The following is an 18,178-nucleotide window of genomic DNA, read 5'->3' as shown; positions in this document are numbered from 1 at the left end:
CGATCCGTCCACGAGAAAGGCCCTGTCGGACTGAATGTCCGACAGGGCCTTTCGCTGTCAATCGCCGCGCGTCTGAGCTGAAAGCGCTACCTGCTCGAGACGCGTCCGAAGAGATTCGCGATCGGAGCGAGCAGCAGCGGCCTGGCGGCGAACCAACCGGCCACGACCACAACCATCGCGATGAGGAACCAGACGAGTCCGGCCCATCCGAGCATTTCGGTTCCCGCGAACATGTAGCCGAGGTTGTGCCGCAGTCCGGTCGTGAACACGAGGAACACGTGGACGAGGATGAAGAACACGAAGAACAGCATCGTCGGGAAGTGGATCGCCCGAGCCAGCGGCGCCGGATAGATCTTGTTCAGCGTTGAAGCGTTCTTCGGCCACCATTCGCTCATCCGCACACCCGTGATCGCAGCCAGCGGGGCGGCGATGAACACGATGATGAAGTACATCAGCTGCTGGAGAGCGTTGTAGTTGACCCATGCATCTTCCATCGGCCATTCCATCGTTCCGTACTGCAGCGCCGCCGACAGCGCGTTGGGGAAAACTTCCCAACTGGTCGGCACGATGCGCGCCCAGTGTCCGGAGACGAAGAGCAGCACGACGAAGACCACACCATTGGCCAGCCACAGCAGATCGAGGGTCGTGTGCAGCCAGAGGTTGATGCTGATCTTCTTCCCACCCTTCTTCGGGGTGTAGAACGCCGGCGGCTTCTGCTGATGACGCACCTGCAGACCCGAACGGATGATGAGCACCATGAAGAAGATGTTGAGGAAGTGCGTCCACCGCACCCAGCCCGGGAAGCCGGGCTCGACGAACTCCGGGATGTGGTATTCGCCCGGGTAGCGTTCGAGGAACTCCGGCACGCCCGGCAGGGTCGTGACACCGCGCGCGGCGAGGATGAGGATCCCGGCCACGACGATGAGTCCGCCGAGTCCCAGTCCGACGAGCTTGGACCACTGTCCCAGCGACTTCGAACCGATCATGACCGGTTCCTTCTTCGCTGCAGGCTTCGCCGAGGCGGTGCTGCCCGAACTCGACGATGTGGCCTTCGCAGCCGGTGCCGTCTTCGCGGCCGGCTTGTCCGCGGTGCGAGCCGCAGCCTTGTCGTCCGACTTCGCTGCGGGCTTGGCCATCGGCTTGCGCTGGGCAGGCTTGTCCGCGGTCTTCGCCGCAGGCTTAGCCATCGGCTTGCGCTGGGCCGGCTTCTTCTCGGCTTCGTCGGATTTCTTCTCCGACGCCGAGGCGGCTCCCGCTGCTGCGGCACCTGCACCGGCAGCGGCTCCCGCACCTGCGGCTGCCGCGCCGGCACCGACACCGCCGATTCCGGTGCGTCGGCCCTGGGGCTTCTTCTCACCGGACTCGTCAGCTGCAGCCGGCTTCGCATCCGGCTTCGTCTCGGCCGGCGCCTGCGCTTCGTCGGCAGATTCGGCACCCGTCGACGTGGCGCCGGCGGCCTTCTCTTCGTCCGGAGCCGAAGCGGCGGCCGAGCCTGTGGCAGGTTTGGCAGCGTGTGCTGGAGCGAAGCCTTCCGGCGGCCAGGGGTCTCCCCCGGCGGTGCGGGGAAGTCCGCGGCGCAACGGTACATCGGAGAGTTCTCCGGAGCCCGAGCCGTTCGCGGCTGCTGCAGCCACACCGGCACCGGCAACGCCAGCACCAGCTGCGGCGGCCGCCGCAGGAGCAGCGGACGAGGATTCAGACGTGGAATCGGCTGACGTTTCAGCCGGAGCGGTTTCGGCAGAGTCGGCCTGTCCTGCGGCTTCCTCCGCAGGGCTCTCGGCAGGAGCGGAAGCGGCCGCTGCCGGTGCAGCGGTGCCGGCGGTGGATCCGCCTGCGGCCTTGGCCCCGGCGGGCGCGAAGCCTTCCGGCGGCCAGGGCTCTCCACCGGCAACACGCGGCAGACCGCGACGCAGTGGAACCTCGGCGGCAGGAGCCGATTCGGCAGCGGGAGCATCGGCGGCGGCAGATTCTGCGGCAGCCGACTCATCGTCCGAACCGGAAGCGGCGACGGCGGCGCCGGCAGCCACACCGGCACCAGCCGTCGCGGCAGCGGCAGCCGGGGCAGCCGAGGACTGTTCGTCCGATTCAGCGGGCGCCGCGTCCTCGGTCGAATCCTCGACAGCGACATCCTCTTCGACTGCAGTCTCTTCCGGAGCCGACGGTTCAGCGGATGCAACGGGAGCAGCTGAGGTACCGGTGGCCTTCACTCCTGCAGGAGCAAGACCTTCCGGCGGCCAGGGCTCTCCGCCCTCGACGCGCGGCAGGCCGCGGCGCAGAGGCACTTCGGCCGCGGGAGCGGCGTCGGCCTCAGGCTCACCGGCAGGAGTCGAGTCAGCCGACTCACCCGCGTCATCGGCACCGGCTGCGGCAACACCCGCAGCACCAGCGGCGACACCGGCAGCGCCGACGCCCGCCGCAACAGCGGCACCCGACGACGATTCGTCAGCCGATTCATCGACCGATTCCTCAGCGGCGTCCTCAATGGAGTCCTCAGTTGGCTCCTCCGCTTCAGCGGAAGCCTCTGCCCCCGTCGATTCCTCAGCCTCGGTCACATCGGACTCGGCCGCCTCGGCGGGGGAACCTTCACCCAGTTCCTCCGTCTCGGCAGTCTCCGGCAGCCACGACGCGCCCTCTTCCAAGGGTTCGCCGATGACGCCCTCCGGGGGCCAGGGGTCTCCGCCTTCGACCCGGGGCAGACCCGAGCGCAGCGAACTGGAATAGGTTGCCATATCAGGACTTGTTCTCGTTCAGTGATTCGATGGCCTGGGGAACGACCTTGAACAGGTCGCCGACGACGCCGAAGTCGGCGATGTCGAAGATCGGAGCTTCGGCGTCCTTGTTGACCGCGACGATGGTCTTCGAGGTCTGCATACCGGCCTTGTGCTGGATCGCGCCGGAGATGCCGAGCGCCACATAGAGCTGCGGGGACACCGACACACCGGTCTGGCCGACCTGGTGCGACTGAGCGATGTAGCCGGCGTCGACGGCCGCACGGGAGGCACCGACGGCAGCGCCGAGCGTGTCGGCGAATTCGCCGACGAGCTCGAAGGACTCCTCCGAACCGACGCCGCGACCACCGGAGACGACCTTCTGCGCGCCGCGCAGCTCTGGACGCGAGGAGGTTTCGACAACGGCTTCGAACGAGTCGATCGCAGCCGAGCGCTTGCCGGAATCGGCGACCTCGAGGGCCTGCGTGTTCGCGGACTGTGCTTCTGCGCGAGCCTCGATCGAGCCCAGGCGCACGGTGACGATGGGGGCACCGAAGGTCGGGGCCGAGGAGGCGGTGTAGCCGCCGCCGTAGACGGAGTGGTTGGCCACGATGCCCTCGGAGTCGCGTTCGAGTCCGGTGGCGTCGACGGACACGGCCGATCCGCTGCGCACGGCGTAGCGACCGGCGATGTCACGACCGTCGAGAGTATTGGGCACAAGCACAGCGTCGGGGGCGGTGAGCTCCGCGGCTGCGGCCACGGCGTCGACGGCCGCGGTGCCGAGGTTGCCCTCGGTGGCTGCGGCGGTCAGGGTCGCCACGGCGCCGAGTTCGGCGGCCTTCTCGGCAGCAGCGTCGGCGCTGCCGGCGGCGAGCACGAGGGCGACGGGCGAGCCGATCTCAGCGGCACCACCGAGCAGTTCGGCGGCCGGCTTCTCCAGCTGGCCTTCGGCATCGGAGGTGAGGACGACGAGAATGGAGTCCTGCGGGAATTCTGACATGACGATTCTCCTTAGGCCAGACGGTTCTTGGTGAGGTATTCGGCGAGTTCGACACCGCCATTGCCTTCGTCGACGACCTTCTCGCCGGCTTCGCGCGGCGGCTTCTCGGCGACGGTGACCATGATCGAGCGGGCCACCGACTGGTCCTCGGCATCGATGTCGAGATCGGACAGGCTGATGACCTCGAAGGGCTTCTTCTTCGCCGCCATGATGCCCTTGAAGTTCGGGAATCGGGCCTCGGGAAGCGCCTCGGTGATGGAGATGACGGCGGGCAGTTCGGCCGAGACCTGCTGCTGGCCGCCTTCGACCGCGCGGGTGCCGGAGACCTTGCCGTCGCCCAGTTCGACGGTCGACAGGCCGGTCACGTGCGGGTAGTCGAGGTGCTCGGCGAGCATCGCCGGCATCATGCCGCCGTTGCCGTCGGTGGAGACGTTGCCGGTCACGACGAGGTCGAACTCACCGCGGCGCAGAGCGGCGGCGAGCACCTCGGCGGTCAGCCCGAGATCCGCACCGGCCAAACCTTCATCGGCCACGTGCACGGCGTTGTCAGCACCCATGGCCAGACCCTTGCGGATCGTCGCGGTCGCGGTATCGGGCGCCATCGAGATGACGGTCACCTCGGTGTCGCCGTCGGAGTCCTTCTGCGTCAGGGCGACCTCGAGGGCACGCTCACCGATCTCATCGAGGACGGCTTCCGAGGCGCCGCGATCGGCGAGCCCGGTTTCCAAGTTCAACTTGCGGTCGCCGTACGTATCCGGGACCTCTTTGACCAACACCGCGATCTTCAAGGATGACTCCTTAGGTTCGTGAAGCAGTTCCAGCTGCGTGAGACTTTCGTCTCATAATCTACAGGTGGCTGATTTCCGTCCGTTGACCGGGTCCGGGTTAGAACCGATCATGTCCATCACCCATGGTACGTGGTAGGCACCACAGATATCTCCGTTACTGTACGAACGATCGACAGAATTTGTCCAGTGCGTCGGACTCCGTAACCTCGTGCACTTCCCCCACCGAGGTGGTCCCCCCTGTCGTCGACGTCTGGACCTCGACGCGTGGCCGCCACTCGCCGAGGCGGGGCCCTAGAATAGGAAACAGACCGACCAGTCCTCCCGGTGCCCATCGCTGCCCCTCCGTGCGAGTGCATCCGAGCAGGCGGGACGCAGAGGTCGCAGGCAAGACGCAGACATCAACGGTGAAGGAGCGCCCCGTGGCATTCGACCTCGACGACATCGACCGCAGCATCATCGCCGCCCTCGTCGAGGACTCGCGCCTGAGCGTGCGCCAGTTGGCCGAACGCGTCCACATCTCCCGCTCCGCCGCGCATAAGCGCTTCACCACCCTCATCGAATCGGGTGCGATCAGGAAATTCACCGCCGAGGTGGACCGCGAAGCTCTCGGCATGACGGTGACCGCGGTCGTCGTCGTCAAGATCGGCGAGCGCCCCTGGCCGCAGGTCCGCGATGACCTGGCAGCCCTGCCCTTCGTCGAGAAGGTCCAAGCCGTCAGCGGGGACATCGACGCCTTGGTGACGGTCAATGCCCCGGACAACACCGCACTGTCGCAGGTGATCCTCCGCCGCATCCACGAAGTCCCGGGCGTCGTGTCCTCTCGCTCACTCCTCATCCTCGATGAGGCCGAGGGCCACAGGCCGGGCGCCGGCTGAGTCGTGCGGTTCAGTCTTTCTGGTATTCGGTGATGGCTTTCTCGGCCAGGTCGAGGCCGTATTCCGCGTCGGCGTATCCGGCGATCGTGGCTTTGCCGATCGGATAGACATGTCCGGCCTGGACAGCCGGGAGGTCTTTGAACACGGCGGAGTCCATGAGCGCCTTCGTCAACGAGTCATAGTCGCCGCGCAGGTCGGAGTTGACGAAGATGATGTCGGCATCGGACAGACTGCGGTCGAGGACTTCCAGCGAGATCTGAGCTTCGGGCTCGACGGTCCCGGACTTATTGCCTCCCTGTTCGGCCTTGCCATACTTCTTCACCATGGCGTCTTCGTCGGCCGACCAATCGAACCCGAGGGGGGACAGAATCGTGCCGAGCATGTTCTCACTGCCCCACAGATATGCCGAGTTCTCCTCGAAGGAGGACACCACTCCGATAGTGGTGCCCTCGGTGGCCTCGGAATGCTTTTCGCCGAGCTGTTTCTGCCGAGCCGTGAATTCTCTGTCGAGTTCGTCGAGCTGATCGGTCTTGTTGACGGCGTCTGCGACTTCCCCGACACGCTGCTGCCAGTTCGCGCGGTCTCCGCCGCGCAGAGTGAACTGGTAGACGGGTGCGATCTCCTCGAGCTGCTCGATCATCTCCGGTTCGAAGATGTTCGGGGACAGGATGAGGTCGGGTTCAGCCTCGGCGAGTTTCTCGAGGTCCGGCTCCTGCTGACTGACTGCGGGGATGCCCTCGAGTTCATCGAGCCACTCCTCGGGCACGGCCGGTTCCTGGTACTCGCCCTGCGCCACGGGAGGCGCGTCGAGATCCATGAGGGTCTCGGTGGCGGCATAGTGCAGTGTCGCGACGGCTTTCGGAGCCGTGGGCACTTCGACCTCCGCGCCGGTCGCGTCGGTGACGGTGCGCGTCTCGGAGGCAGTGCCCGGGTTCGCTTCCTCACTGCCGCCTGCGCATCCGGCGAGGAGAGCGAGGCCGGTGGCTCCGGCGATGGCAGCAGCGGTCAGGCGCGTCAATGTCATACGTTTGTCCTTATTCTTCTTTGATCTGGTGAACGTCCGGGTGAGGCGGCCGGGCCCCGGAGAGGCAGTTCAGGAGCGTGAGGCGATCACGGCCGATCGGAACCGGCCGAACCCCCATCCGATGTCTCTCACCTGCACGTGCGCGGCTCCGAGCCTGTGCAGATCCGTGACGAGCTCGCCGCTGGTCAGCGACGGATTCCCGGTGGTGGCCAGGACCGTGATGAGCTCTTCGGCCTGATGGTCATCGGTCTCGGCATCGTCGGTGAAGGGTTCGACGATCACTACTGTCCGGCTCGCGGCGAGCATCCGGTCCAACAACGAGGTCACCTCTGTCCGCGATCGCCCCGTCAATCCGGCGATCACGAGGGTGCAGTCGACGTCCGGCCAGGGTCGTCGACCGGACAGGCCCTGTGCGCCGGGAGTGTGGATCGTCCGCCCCGAATGCGAGGCCTTCCTCGTCAGGGCGGCGGCCGCCTCGGCGTCGACATCACCGACGACGGCGAGGCCCTCGGCCGTGGCCACGGGTTCGAGGTCGAGGATGAGATCGAGGACATACTGCAGGTGGTCGAGGCTGCGTCGCCGGTGGGCGGAGTCGAGTTCGGAATCAGCGTCGCGCTGGGCATGCCAGGTGGGAGCCTGAATCGTCGAGGCGCGCGAAGCGCGGGAGGCGAACCCGCCTCTGAGCACGTCGACGAGGTCGACGAGGGAGAACAGGTCGAGCAGCGCCGGATCGCTCAGGTCGAGTCCGTCGGAGGCACCGTCGCCGGTGAGAACCGCTCCGGTCGGGGTGTTGCGGTAGATCTCGTCCTCGTGAGATAGGAGTCCGAGTGAGCACATGGCCGTCAGCACCGGGCGCACGCGGTCGGTGTCGAGGCCGAGTTCGGCGGCGATCGCCTCGGCGGTGGCGACTCCGCCGGCGATGAGGTCGTTGATGCCGAAGGTGACGGCTGTCCGAGTGATGATCGCGGGGAGCAGTTCGGTCATTTCGTGGACCTGGTGGAGGACCTCGAGAGTTCCGTCCGGTTCGGCGCTGCCCTTGCCGCCGGCTGCTGCAGAAGGGGCCGAATCATCGGCCGGGGCGGATTCGGCTCCAGATCCCTCGAGCGTGGCCTCGGGCGTGGAGGCGACTGCCGCACTTAGCGCGGCGGGACGAGTCGGCATCTTCCGCCAGTAGCCGACGACCTCGACGTCCTCTTTGGGAAGGCCGATCTCCCGGCGCAGGTAGCGGCGGATGGGGGCGATGGTCAGCGTCTCGCCCGCGCACCAAGCGAAAGTGCGGCCTTCGGGCAGATCGAGATTCTTCACGGCGTCGAACATCAGGCGCGATTCGCCCGGTGCGGTGGATCCGCGGATGAGCCAGTCGATTTCGACATCGGCTTCGGTGGGGATGTCTTGAATGTCGTCGGAGGTGGGCACTTCGACGATGATGTGACCGCGGGTGCCAGCAGGTGCCTCTTCGAGCCAGCGCCCGACAGCGGGCAGCGCCGTCTCGTCGGCAACGAGGAGGTGGAAATCGATGTCGTCGGCCAGCCCGGCGCAGGTCTTCGGTCCGGCGAAGCTGATCCGATCACCGACCGCGACGCCGAAAGCCCAGTCAGAGGCCAGTCCGGAGTCATGGCGCACGATGTCGATGCTGAAGGAGTTCGTCTCGTGGTCGACGCTGCGAACAGTGTAGTCGCGGGCACGGTTGAGCGCTTCCCGATTCCAGTTGAAGCGGAACTCCTCCTGCTCGCCGATATCGAGGGATGAGCCGTCGGGCGGGGGAATGACGAGTTTCACGTGATCGTCGAAACCCTCGGAGCGGAATGCAGGCCGTGCAGCCTCGCCGACCCCACCGGCCGCCAATTGATCGCCTGCCACTGTCAGGCGTCGCATGTTCGGGGTGATGTCGACGATGCCGGTGACTTCCACTTCTCGCAGGATGATCGGCAGCACCTGCAGAGGCCTGGAAGTACGCGGCATGTATTCAGCTCCGAGGGTTCTTGACGTATGAAACAGCGAGAAACAGAGAAGCCGGACCCACAACTTCAAGCAGGTGTGTCAACTGCCTTAGGCAAGACCGATGTTCCCTATATCTCATAGGTGAGCCTAACCTGGGATCGCAGCAGGTGCAACCACTTATTTTCAACACCGGCCAGAGGCCGCCACCTCAGTTCGCTCCGACACCCCTGGTCTCGCCTCGTCTTATTCGCGCGGTCCCGACAGCAGCATGAGCGCGGCACCGGCGACGATGCGCTTGTACACCGGCTCGACTGACAGCGTGTCTCCATCGGCCGTGAGGAGCCCGAGCTCGGTGAGCTCCTGCAGTTCGTCCTCCAAGAGCGTGGAGAGCCGTTCGCTGCGCACCTCGCCGAGGTCGAGTTCGGGGCGTTCCGGTGCCGAGTCGGGAGTGAGGATCTCGATGAGGCGCTGGGCGATCGTGATCGCCGGGGCGCCGTAGTCTTCTCCGGGAACGAGGTTGATCACGTCGAGCAGCCGCTCGTAGATGAAGGCGCCGATGACCGGCAGTGCGGTATCCGCGCTCACCTCGCCCTTCTTCCACTCGTCGGCGGCGTTTCCCGGGCGGACCTTGGTGCCGGAGATCTCGGTGATCTCGGCGCTCTGCATCACGGCCCACATCGCTTCGAGGACGGGCACCTCGTCGGCGCTGCGCGCATAGTTCACACCGTCTTCATAACGGGCGTTCGACGCAACTCCGACGGCTTTGATGCCGAACTTTTCGGCCGCCTCGGCGATATCGGCACGCTTCACCCGCCCCGTACCGGTCAGCGGCCGGGACTCGCCCACCCAGTCGAGGATGCCGACCACGCCCTCGACGAGGCGGTTGTGCGGCAAAGGCTGCGCGAGCTGCTCCTCGCTCAGAGCATTGGCTTCGACGGCGGCCATCAGGGCCGAGGGCAGCGGGTCGGTGCGCATGCTCGCGGCTTCGGCTCGGGCGCGAGCGGCATTCCAGCGTTCGCGATCCTCGTCGGTGTCCATGCGGAAGCGGAGATAGTTGTCGAGAGCTTCGAGGCTGTCGAGGAAGATCACCGTCGAAGGCGATTCGCCATCGGTCTTCGCGGCTTCCTGCTGTCCGTCAACTGCGAAGCTTTCGAGGACGTCGAGGAGGTCGTCGATTCCCTCCGGTTCGTCGATATCTGCGCGGGAGGACACGGCGATGCAGAACAGGAGGTGGGCGATGTCGAAGACCTCTGAGTCCTCATCGACGTCGTCGTAGGTCTCGGCCAGCCAGTCGCGGAAGCGCTGGTAGAGCGGCATCTCGTAGACGGTCTTCTCGACCGCGTCCATTCGTGCATCGATGCCCTGCGGGTCAGCGTGGGGATTCGCCTGTGCACTCGCCTCGGCGCTCGATCCGCCGAGCCACTCCGGCAGGTTCTGTTCTGCATCAGGGCCGTCCTCGGCTTCCTGGGCGTCTTGGATCACGCGGCCGGCGGAGCCGTAGGTGCCTTCAACCGGTTCAGGATAACCGTCGAGTGGCATGAGCTCGTCGACGACGTCCTGCTCCGAGACCTTGTTTCGCTTGGTCAACCGCACGACCGCGGCGGCTACGGCGAGCATGGAGCCCTCGAGGACGGGACGTCCGCTGTTGCTGGCGATGAGGCGGTCGAGGCTGTCGACGACGCGGCCCTTATGTGCCAGGGCCAGGATGTCGCGGGCCACGGCGCGAGACGTCTTCACCGACCACTTCGGTGCCATCACTCCGCCGAGCTTCGGTCCGTGCACGTCTTCGGTGAACCATTCGTCGAGGAGGCCCATCGCCGCCCCGGTCACCTGCGCGACGCTCGGGCTGAAGTCCTGGGGGTCAGAGGGCAGGGAGGCCACAACAGCCTCGGCGGTTTTGATGTCGCCTTCGGCAAAGGCCACGGAGAACGACCGAAGCTTCCCCAGAGCCAGCCCGCGGTGGGCACCGACCGGGGTGAATAGTCGGCGGTTGTATTCCACCTGCGCCTTCTCCATGGCAATGTGCAAGTCGGCTTCGGTGAAGTCCGCATTCGGATCATCGATGTCGATTCCTTCGGCCTTGAGGAACGGCGCCAGCTCCCGCATCATCCGATCGGACGTTCCGGGGTCGTGGCTGATTTTGCCGCCCGCTGCCATTCCGTGGAATTCGGGACCGTCGAAGAAAGTAGACACGCATTGCTCCTGCCGAGGATGAACTGAAGCAATAACGGTAACAAGTCAGACCTCGTCGGCCGCACAACTGCCCCGGCATGGCCCCGCGGCTTCACCGAGATCACATTTCGGGAGTCGGCGGTACCGCACACAGCTCTGCGGGCCCGGTCGGTGTTCACGCCCTGGTCAGCGCTCAGCCCCTTGACGATGCGAGGGTCTTCCGCACCGCTCTGATGGTCAGCTCGAGAGACTGGGCGCGCGCGGTCGGATCGTCGACGCCGACGCTCACGCTGTAGAGGTGTCCGGAGCCGATGGTGAGGTAGACGAACGCCGCCGCCCATCCGATCGGCACTCCTTCATCGATGGACCCGTCCGCCTGCCCTCTCGCAATGACGGCCTCGAGGGGATCATCTTCGTCGCCCGCAGATTCAGCACCCGATCGGGACTCGGCGGCCGCCTCGGCGAAGGTCTCATCGGTGATGATCGGGTTGTCGGCGAAGAGCAGGGTGAGCACATCGGGCAGAGTGAACAGCTCCGCACAGATCCGTTCGAGCGCAGCCAGCCCGGTCCCTTCGCCGGGACGGGCCTTCATGACCGCCTCACCGAATCGCCGGGCCCCGAGCCTCGCCGCCGCGCCAACGAGAGCTTCCCGTTCACCGAAATGTCGGTAAAGAGTGGTGCGGCCGACGCCGATCGACTGCGAGAGCTCGATCATCGACGCTTGCGGGTTCGCGGCAAGGTGGGTCAGTGCCTCGCTGACCAGGGCCTCTCGGCCCAATCGACGCATTCCCTGCACCGGCACAACCCCTCCCTGACTCTGCGAACGATACAGAGCAGTCTACTTGTGGAACACGTGTGTTCCACTTTGGTATCATGGAGTACCGACAACGCCCTCGAGGATCGAGCACGTGATGGATCAGCCCCAGCAGAAGAACGACTCGGCAACCCAGCGGCCCCACGCCCCTGCGACGTTCGCGCTCAGTCGGACCGACGTCGTCGTCATCGGCCTCGTCTGCATCGGCATCGGCGTGGCTCTCGGCTTCTTCCTTCCGGCCCTCGGATCGCTTGCCGCAACATTTCCCATTCCCTTCGGGGACGTCATCGAGAAGCTCAGCCGCTTCGACCAGGCGTGGGTCGTCATCGCCCGACCGATCATCGGCGGAGCACTCGGACTCATCGCCGCCTTCTTCATCGCCGCCTCGACGACTCCCCTGATCGTCGACGAACACGGAATCACCATCGGCCGAGACGACGACCACCCGCTGCGCATCTCCCGCGCCTCGTTCTCGACCGCGTACTTCACCGACGGCAAGCTCGTCGTCGTCACCGAAGGCGGGCATCAGGCCTTCAAGGGCGATGTCGAAGGCAAGAAGGCTGCAATCGCCGAGGCCTTCACCTCCCGCGGCTACCGGTGGGGAGAGATCTGAGGGCCGCGGCGCCGAAGGTTGGGACGGCGTACATCGCCCCGCTCGGAGAGGACTTCTCACCGAGAGCTGATGCGATCGACGGGAGGAAGTAATCCAGAAGTGACGAGCTGGCGAGGGCGATATCGATAAGGCTTTTCAACGTCCTCGATGCCAACCCTGCGGTCGTCGTCCACAACCGCGACAACGAAGATTGCCGAGCCAAGCCGACACCGCTGCTCTCTCGTCGGCACGAATGAGAATCGGCCCCGAAATATTGTTCTCCGAGGCCGATTAACAATGTGGGAACGCAGGCAACCACGCGGCAAGAAACGCAATCTCTCATACACGTCCACATGCTTGCTAGACGCAACGTCCCGGTTTCAGACTTATCCGCGAACCAGGGTAGAGACCCCGAAAGCATCTAGCGCTGAGAACGTTCCCAAATACAACGCGCATAATTCGATGCCGAAAGCTGAATAGTCCATGGCTTCAGCTGTGTTTAGTGTGACAGTTGCGTTTCTTTCTTTTACTGCCGTTTTAGCCCAGTCACTGTAACGGCTTTCGTCAGTTGCACGGCCCGGTTCTTCGGGTGCCAGCCCTGCCACTTTCCTCCATATCGGACTGCACCCTGCTTATTGCCGGTGTGGAACCACTTGATGCTCTTCCACTTCCCGGACAGAGAGCCAGTTCCTTTGAACCCGTAGTAATTAGAGCCCCTCATACAGAAATATCCGCTCGCCGCCGAACACCCAGGGCCGACAATTGATATCTTGTGGGCCGAGATTGTGGTTTCCAGTTTTGCTGCGACGATCTTCCCGTTGTCAGGATCGACCACTACAGTTGCCGGAGCTCCCGACTCGTCAATCTCTTTGACCTTGTCAGGGTCGGTGGTCGCACCGGGTACAAGCTCCAGCGGGTCTGCTTCGGCACCGTCTTTCAGTAGCGAATCAACTCGAGCGTCTTCATCTGCAGGCGAAGACGCTACCGGCTGGATGTCTTCACTCAACACTGCCGATGCTGGTCCCGCGGCGAACGTTGAACCGGCGACCAGGGCAAGCCCACCAACAATTGAGACAAGCTTCTTCATAATTATCCGTTCTATCCAGTGTGGCCGGAGTCCAATCATCGTATTCGACTCGACCCATCTATGTTCGTTCCCTATCTGCGTGTCTGAAGTATTGACACTTGGGGCATAGTCAGCTCTGCAGCTGGCCTTGATCCCCTTTTTGTTTAGTCTTCCGAATCTGGATCGCTACCAGTCTTCCCACCAGCATTCCCACTACAATCCCGACCCATCCGATTACGACCGTCGCTGAGTTGAACTGTGCTCTGCCCAGCGGGATAACCATGTACTGGACAAGTTCGACAGCAAGCGACAGTAACGCTGCAATGGAAGCGGCCCTGACAATGTGGCGGAACCGAAGGAACAGTCCACTAGCTACCCCTAATGGCGCAAAAAGCAACAGGTTCATCGACTGCCAATTGACCGAGAATAGCGCCCCTGGGGCCGGGAACGACCACGCCCAGACTCGGGTCGTCGTCAAACCATCGTTCAATCCCGGCGCGTGCCCTGACGGTGTCACTGTCGCAGCGATCACAACGGACACGCTCGCCATCCAGAAGAACACGATTACTGGATGCTCTCGAAGCCGTCGGCCAACAGGCTTTGCGATTACTGCTGCAACGATCACACCAACTGCCGCGACCGGAAGTGCGTAGGGCAGTGCAGTTAGATATCTAAGCATTTACAGTCCTGTACAGAACGTCGTTCTCGTGTAGTAGTTCTTGCCCGAAATCGTGTCTTTCATCAGAGCACGAGCGCATGGCCGTTTGCTGCTCAACGACGCAGAGCCCGAGAACGTCGCTGTCTTTGTTTGCTTCGACTTCATCTTGTAGGTTCCGGACCACGACACCGGGCCTTGAGCTCCGCCCTTCTTGTTGACCGCCTGGAATCCGAACTTAACCGAAACCCCCGAACCTTTCGTCTTCTTGTACGTGACTTTGGCCTTCGAGACACGGTTGCCATTGGAGTAGACCTGGGCGTTGAGAGAGCCGTTCTGCACGTCGTTATATCCCGCGTTATACCAGGTGTAGCTTGCTGCTTCAGCGTTGGTTGAAACCCCCAGCGTCAGGGCCGCTGCCGCTACCCCTGCAATGAGCATCTTCTTCACATGATTCCTCTCTGCTGGAACTCCGGTAGTTCTCAGCCGGTATAGAGGTTATGTTCATACTCGGCCCCCGCACATCCCCCAAAAAGATGAAATTGCACAAGAAATGTTGATCTACTGCGCTGGACTTGCACGCACGGCTGTGTGAAAGAGCCCTCACCGCCCAGCCAAACGTCCACTCGGCCTGCCGGAACCGGTCCCTTCGTCCCGAGTTCGCGACACGTTTGGCCGCCCGTCCTCACCTGCACGTCAGCCGTGGAATCGTGACTCGGCTCACGCCACCATGGGGCCATGACCATTGACGTTCCCACCACAGGCCGTTCACTGCCCCAGCTGCAGCCGATCAGCTTCATCGGCGCAGATGGCCGGCTCACCGACACTCCGACCGAAGGGCTGCGGATCCCCAGCGATGCCACCCTCACCGGTCTCTACCGGCAGATGGTCCTCGTCCGCCGGTTCGAAGCGCAGGTCACGCACCTGACCAGACAGGGTCGACTCGCGACCTATCCCTCCGCGGCAGGTCAGGAAGCCGCCGAGGTGGGGGCCACCACCGCGCTGGCCCCGAACGATTGGCTCTTCCCCACCTACCGCGACTCGGCCGCGCTGCTGACCCGCGGAGTGCCCGTCGCCGAGATCCTCGCCGCCTTCCGCGGAGACTGGCACTGCGGTTTCGATCCGCACGAGTATCATGCCTCACCTGCGGCGACACCGCTGGCGACGCAGACTCTGCATGCCACCGGATTCGCGATGGCCGCGAAGCTCAAGGGCGAGGATGCAGCGACTCTGACCTTCCTCGGCGACGGCGCCAGCAGCGAAGGCGACACCCACGAGGCATTCAACTTCGCCTCCGTCTGGCAGACGCCGACGGTCTTCGTGCTGCAGAACAACCAGTACGCGATCTCCACTCCCCTGCGGGAGCAGACGAACGCGACGATGCTCGCCGACCGAGCCGCCGGCTACGGAATGCCGGGCCTGCGCGTCGACGGCAATGACGTCGCCGCCGTGTTCGCCGCCGTCTCGACCGCTCTCGAGCGCGGTCGAAACGGGGACGGTCCGACCCTCATCGAGTGCCTCACCTACCGGATGGAGTCGCACACGAACTCCGACGATCCGACGAAGTACCGCGACGCCGAGGAGGTCGAGCACTGGAAGCAGTTCGATCCCATCGACCGTCTGGAGAAGTACCTGCGGTCGACCGGTGCACTCGACGATTCGTCAGTCGCAGAGGTCGCCGAGGCGGCCGAGACTCTGGCCGCGTCCGTCCGCGATGCGATGAACCAAGAGGCCGAGGTCGACCCGCGCGAGCTCTTCGCCCACGTCTACGCGACCCCGCGCACGGGCCTTGCCGAACAGCAGCAGGTCCTCGAGGCCGAACTCGCCGGTGCCGAACTTGCCGCAGCAGGGCAGGCATGAGCGTCGAGACGGGCACCACCCCGACCACGGATCCGACCGCGGTGAACGACGAAACGGGCAGCGCCGCCTCGGCGAACGATGGGGCAAGCACGGCGACCGCGAACGGCACAGCGGCATCGGACGCTGCACCCGCCCCGTCGTCGGTGACGATGACGAAGGCCCTCAACCAGGCGCTGCGGGATTCCCTGGCCGACGACGACACTGTGCTCGTCTTCGGTGAGGATGTCGGCCGCCTCGGCGGGGTCTTCCGGGTCACCGAAGGACTGCGGGCCGAATTCGGGTCGAACCGGGTGTGGGATTCCCCGCTTGCGGAGTCCGGCATCATCGGCACCGCGATCGGCATGGCGATGAACGGCATGCGGCCGGTCGTCGAGATGCAGTTCGACGCCTACGCCTACCCCGCGTTCGAGCAGATCGTGTCCCATGTGGCGAAGATGCGGAACCGGACGAAAGGCCGGGTCAGCCTGCCGATCACGATCCGGATTCCCTATGCCGGCGATATCGGCGGAGTCGAGCACCACTCGGATTCGTCCGAGGCCTATTGGACGTCGACGCCGGGTCTGACCGTCGTCACGCCGTCGAATCCGGCCGATGCGTATTCGCTGCTGCGCGAGTCGATCGCCTCCGATGATCCGGTCGTGTTCATGGAGCCGAAGTCCCGCTACTGGATGAAGGAGACGCTGAGTCTGCCGGTGACGACGGCGCCGATGAATCGGGCGCAGGTCATCCGCGAGGGCACCGACGTCACCCTGCTCGCCTATGGTCCGACGGTGCGGACGGCGCTCGATTCCGCCGAGGCCGGGGCCGAGCACGGACTGTCCATCGAGGTCATCGACCTGCGCACGCTGTCTCCGTTCGATGATGAGACGGTGTCTGAGTCCGTGCGCAAGACCTCGCGCGCGGCGATCATCCACGAGGCCGCGCAGTTCGGCGGATACGGCGCCGAGGTGGCCGCCCGCCTCACCGAACGCAACTTCACTTACCTGTCGGCCCCGATCCTGAGGGTCGCCGGGTTCGATGTGCCCTATCCGTCGCCGAAGCTCGAGGAGTTCTACTTGCCCACCGTCGAACGCGTGCTCGATGCGCTCGAGTCCTGGGATTGGGAGCTGTGATGAGTGCTGATCTGAATACCGGGATGCGCGGGACTGGCACGCGCGAGTTCATCCTTCCCGACCTCGGCGAAGGCCTCACCGAGGCGGAGCTGATCTCCTGGAAGGTCGAGATCGGGGACGAGGTCCACGTCGATCAGATGGTCGTCGAGGTCGAATCCGCGAAGTCAGTCGTCGAACTCCCCTGCCCGTACGCCGGGCGGATCGTCAGCCTTCACGCCGCCGCTGGGGACACCGTCAGTGCAGGCCAGGCCCTGCTCTCTGTCGCCGAGGCGAGCGCGAGCGCAGACGACAGCGCCGGCGAATCGAGTGGCGCGAACCTCATCGGCTACGGTACGTCGGAGCCGAAGACCCGTTCGACGAAGAAGCGCTCGTTCGGCGGCAAGCACACGGCTGTTCCGGACGCGACATCCATCGTGCCCCCGGGTGCCGCCCCAGCCGTCCCGACGGTCATCCCGGATGCTCCCGTGCAGCCGCCGACAGAGGCACAGACTCCCACCGAAGACTCGTCGAAGACCGCCATCGGAGAGTCGGCGACGGCCGCCGGCGAGCAGGTCTCCCCTGTGTCGTCCCCGCTCGTGCGCAAGCTCGCGAAGGATCACGGCATCAACGCCAAGCACCTTCCTGGCACGGGGCCCGGTGGGGTCGTGACCAGGGCCGATGTCCTTGCCGCGGTCGAGTCGGGCGCAGGTATGAGCGTCGAATCCGAGTGCGCTCACGTCCCCGCGGGGACGTCACCAGCTGGCGAACCTCAGTCGATCACGGAACGCAGCGCCACCTCGGCGGGGGCATCTTCCCGCGTCGGGCGGGCGGACCGCGATACCCGCACCCCGATCACGGGGCTGCGGAAGATCGTGTCCGAACGCCTCACGAAGTCGCGGCAGGAAATCCCCGAGGCGACCATCTGGCTCGATGTCGATGCCACCGAGCTGCTGGGCACGAAGCGCGCGCTCGAGGCGCGCACCGGTGAGAGATATTCGCTGCTGTCGCTCGTCGCCCGCTTCGTCGTGGCCGGATTGAAGAAGTATCCGATCATCAACTCGTCGATCGATACGACCGCCGGCGAGATCGTCACCCACGGCGACATCAACCTCGGCCTGGCCGCGCAGACCCCGCGCGGACTCATGGTTCCCGTGGTCCACGGTGCCGGCGAGATGAGCCTGAGGCAGCTGCGCGACTCCGTGTCCGAGACCGTCGGGAAGGCCGCCTCGGGGAGGTTCGATCCGTCGGAGCTGTCCGGCGGCACGTTCACCCTGAACAACTACGGGGTGTTCGGCGTCGACGGTTCGGCCCCGATCATCAACCTCCCCGAGGTGGCCATGCTCGGTCTCGGCAGGATCAAGGACCGCCCATGGGTCGTCGACGGTGAGCTGACCGTACGCAAGGTGATGTACCTGTCCTTCGTCTTCGACCACCGGGCCTGCGACGGTCAGGAGCCGAGCGAGTTCCTCACCTTCGTCGCCGACTGCATCGAGAACCCGATCTCACTGCTCCCCGAACTCTGAGGGCCGGCCCGGTCGAAGCGTCCAGTTCGGAGCCGACACGACGCTCGTTCAAGCGGCAGCGCACTTGTC

At 64.8% G+C, this 18,178-nt stretch carries 14 protein-coding genes; 5 read left to right on the top strand and 9 right to left on the bottom strand.

The features are described from left to right. Positions 1-86: 86 nt before the first annotated feature. From ACOZ9V_RS00635 to ACOZ9V_RS00625, 3 genes are read right to left on the bottom strand one after another with little or no spacing between them, the layout of a single operon-like run. The gene (locus tag ACOZ9V_RS00635) at positions 87-2,729 is read right to left on the bottom strand and encodes a cytochrome b/b6 domain-containing protein (protein WP_434592730.1); all 2,643 of its coding nucleotides are present in this window, start codon (positions 2,727-2,729) and stop codon (positions 87-89) included. 1 nt (position 2,730) lies between these two features. Beyond that, the gene (locus ACOZ9V_RS00630; RefSeq protein ID WP_434592727.1) at positions 2,731-3,708 is read right to left on the bottom strand and encodes an electron transfer flavoprotein subunit alpha/FixB family protein; all 978 of its coding nucleotides are present in this window, start codon (positions 3,706-3,708) and stop codon (positions 2,731-2,733) included. Between the two features lie 11 nt (positions 3,709-3,719). After that, a complete protein-coding gene (locus ACOZ9V_RS00625; RefSeq protein ID WP_434592724.1) occupies positions 3,720-4,496 on the bottom strand; it encodes an electron transfer flavoprotein subunit beta/FixA family protein in 777 nt (258 codons plus the stop codon). Between the two features lie 419 nt (positions 4,497-4,915). Here ACOZ9V_RS00625 and ACOZ9V_RS00620 point away from each other — a divergent pair, with 419 nt between their 5' ends. After that, entirely contained in the window at positions 4,916-5,371 is a 456-nt protein-coding gene (locus ACOZ9V_RS00620; protein WP_009883814.1) for an Lrp/AsnC family transcriptional regulator, read from the top strand. A 10-nt stretch (positions 5,372-5,381) separates the two neighbouring features. Here ACOZ9V_RS00620 and ACOZ9V_RS00615 read toward each other — a convergent pair whose 3' ends face one another. The 4 genes from ACOZ9V_RS00615 to ACOZ9V_RS00600 form a co-directional block, all read right to left on the bottom strand. Beyond that, a complete protein-coding gene (locus ACOZ9V_RS00615; protein WP_434592719.1) occupies positions 5,382-6,395 on the bottom strand; it encodes an ABC transporter substrate-binding protein in 1,014 nt (337 codons plus the stop codon). A gap of 69 nt (positions 6,396-6,464) precedes the next feature. Next, positions 6,465-8,357: an SIP domain-containing protein gene (locus tag ACOZ9V_RS00610; RefSeq protein WP_434592716.1), complete on the bottom strand. Its 1,893-nt coding sequence runs from the start codon at positions 8,355-8,357 to the stop codon at positions 6,465-6,467. Between the two features lie 222 nt (positions 8,358-8,579). After that, positions 8,580-10,529, bottom strand: coding sequence for a hypothetical protein (locus ACOZ9V_RS00605; protein WP_434592713.1), 1,950 nt, complete (start codon positions 10,527-10,529; stop codon positions 8,580-8,582). Between the two features lie 172 nt (positions 10,530-10,701). Then, the gene (locus ACOZ9V_RS00600; protein WP_229664026.1) at positions 10,702-11,310 is read right to left on the bottom strand and encodes a TetR/AcrR family transcriptional regulator; all 609 of its coding nucleotides are present in this window, start codon (positions 11,308-11,310) and stop codon (positions 10,702-10,704) included. A 109-nt stretch (positions 11,311-11,419) separates the two neighbouring features. Between ACOZ9V_RS00600 and ACOZ9V_RS00595 the strand changes: the two genes are divergently transcribed. After that, a complete protein-coding gene (locus ACOZ9V_RS00595) occupies positions 11,420-11,935 on the top strand; it encodes a YqeB family protein (RefSeq protein WP_181271232.1) in 516 nt (171 codons plus the stop codon). 505 nt (positions 11,936-12,440) lie between these two features. Here the strand turns inward: ACOZ9V_RS00595 and ACOZ9V_RS00590 are convergent. After that, positions 12,441-13,001, bottom strand: a complete 561-nt coding sequence (locus tag ACOZ9V_RS00590) for a hypothetical protein (protein WP_062860487.1) — start codon at positions 12,999-13,001, stop codon at positions 12,441-12,443. A gap of 658 nt (positions 13,002-13,659) precedes the next feature. Continuing rightward, complete coding sequence (locus ACOZ9V_RS00585; protein ID WP_039211600.1) at positions 13,660-14,085, bottom strand: hypothetical protein; 426 nt, start codon at positions 14,083-14,085, stop codon at positions 13,660-13,662. Between the two features lie 288 nt (positions 14,086-14,373). On the opposite strand from ACOZ9V_RS00585, the gene pdhA reads away from it, so the two are divergent. Genes pdhA through ACOZ9V_RS00570 form a run of 3 tightly spaced genes read left to right on the top strand, consistent with a single transcriptional unit; the run spans position 14,374 to position 18,109 of the window. After that, positions 14,374-15,495, top strand: a complete 1,122-nt coding sequence (pdhA, locus tag ACOZ9V_RS00580; protein WP_181271144.1) for a pyruvate dehydrogenase (acetyl-transferring) E1 component subunit alpha — start codon at positions 14,374-14,376, stop codon at positions 15,493-15,495. Continuing rightward, the gene (locus ACOZ9V_RS00575; protein ID WP_181271145.1) at positions 15,492-16,607 is read left to right on the top strand and encodes an alpha-ketoacid dehydrogenase subunit beta; all 1,116 of its coding nucleotides are present in this window, start codon (positions 15,492-15,494) and stop codon (positions 16,605-16,607) included. Before pdhA ends, ACOZ9V_RS00575 begins: the two co-directional genes overlap by 4 nt. Then, a complete protein-coding gene (locus tag ACOZ9V_RS00570) occupies positions 16,607-18,109 on the top strand; it encodes a dihydrolipoamide acetyltransferase family protein (RefSeq protein WP_434592708.1) in 1,503 nt (500 codons plus the stop codon). Before ACOZ9V_RS00575 ends, ACOZ9V_RS00570 begins: the two co-directional genes overlap by 1 nt. The last annotated feature ends 69 nt before the right edge of the window (positions 18,110-18,178 follow it).

Source organism: Brevibacterium sp. 1718, assembly GCF_051131255.1.
Taxonomy (GTDB): Bacteria; Actinomycetota; Actinomycetes; order Actinomycetales; family Brevibacteriaceae; genus Brevibacterium; species Brevibacterium sediminis.
The sequence above is the reverse complement of the archived record's forward strand: the minus strand, read 5'-3'. Positions and strand labels throughout refer to the sequence as shown.

What these genes read in the sequence shown, in the direction of transcription:
- ACOZ9V_RS00635 (WP_434592730.1), bottom strand. Translation starts at nt 2,729, where the DNA reads ATGGCAACCTATTCCAGTTCGCTGCGCTCGGGTCTGCCCCGGGTCGAA.
- ACOZ9V_RS00630 (WP_434592727.1), bottom strand. Translation starts at nt 3,708, where the DNA reads ATGTCAGAATTCCCGCAGGACTCCATTCTCGTCGTCCTCACCTCCGAT.
- ACOZ9V_RS00615 (WP_434592719.1), bottom strand. Translation starts at nt 6,395, where the DNA reads ATGACATTGACGCGCCTGACCGCTGCTGCCATCGCCGGAGCCACCGGC.
- ACOZ9V_RS00610 (WP_434592716.1), bottom strand. Translation starts at nt 8,357, where the DNA reads ATGCCGCGTACTTCCAGGCCTCTGCAGGTGCTGCCGATCATCCTGCGA.
- ACOZ9V_RS00595 (WP_181271232.1), top strand. Translation starts at nt 11,420, where the DNA reads ATGGATCAGCCCCAGCAGAAGAACGACTCGGCAACCCAGCGGCCCCAC.
- ACOZ9V_RS00590 (WP_062860487.1), bottom strand. Translation starts at nt 13,001, where the DNA reads ATGAAGAAGCTTGTCTCAATTGTTGGTGGGCTTGCCCTGGTCGCCGGT.
- pdhA (WP_181271144.1), top strand. Translation starts at nt 14,374, where the DNA reads ATGACCATTGACGTTCCCACCACAGGCCGTTCACTGCCCCAGCTGCAG.
- ACOZ9V_RS00575 (WP_181271145.1), top strand. Translation starts at nt 15,492, where the DNA reads ATGAGCGTCGAGACGGGCACCACCCCGACCACGGATCCGACCGCGGTG.
- ACOZ9V_RS00570 (WP_434592708.1), top strand. Translation starts at nt 16,607, where the DNA reads ATGAGTGCTGATCTGAATACCGGGATGCGCGGGACTGGCACGCGCGAG.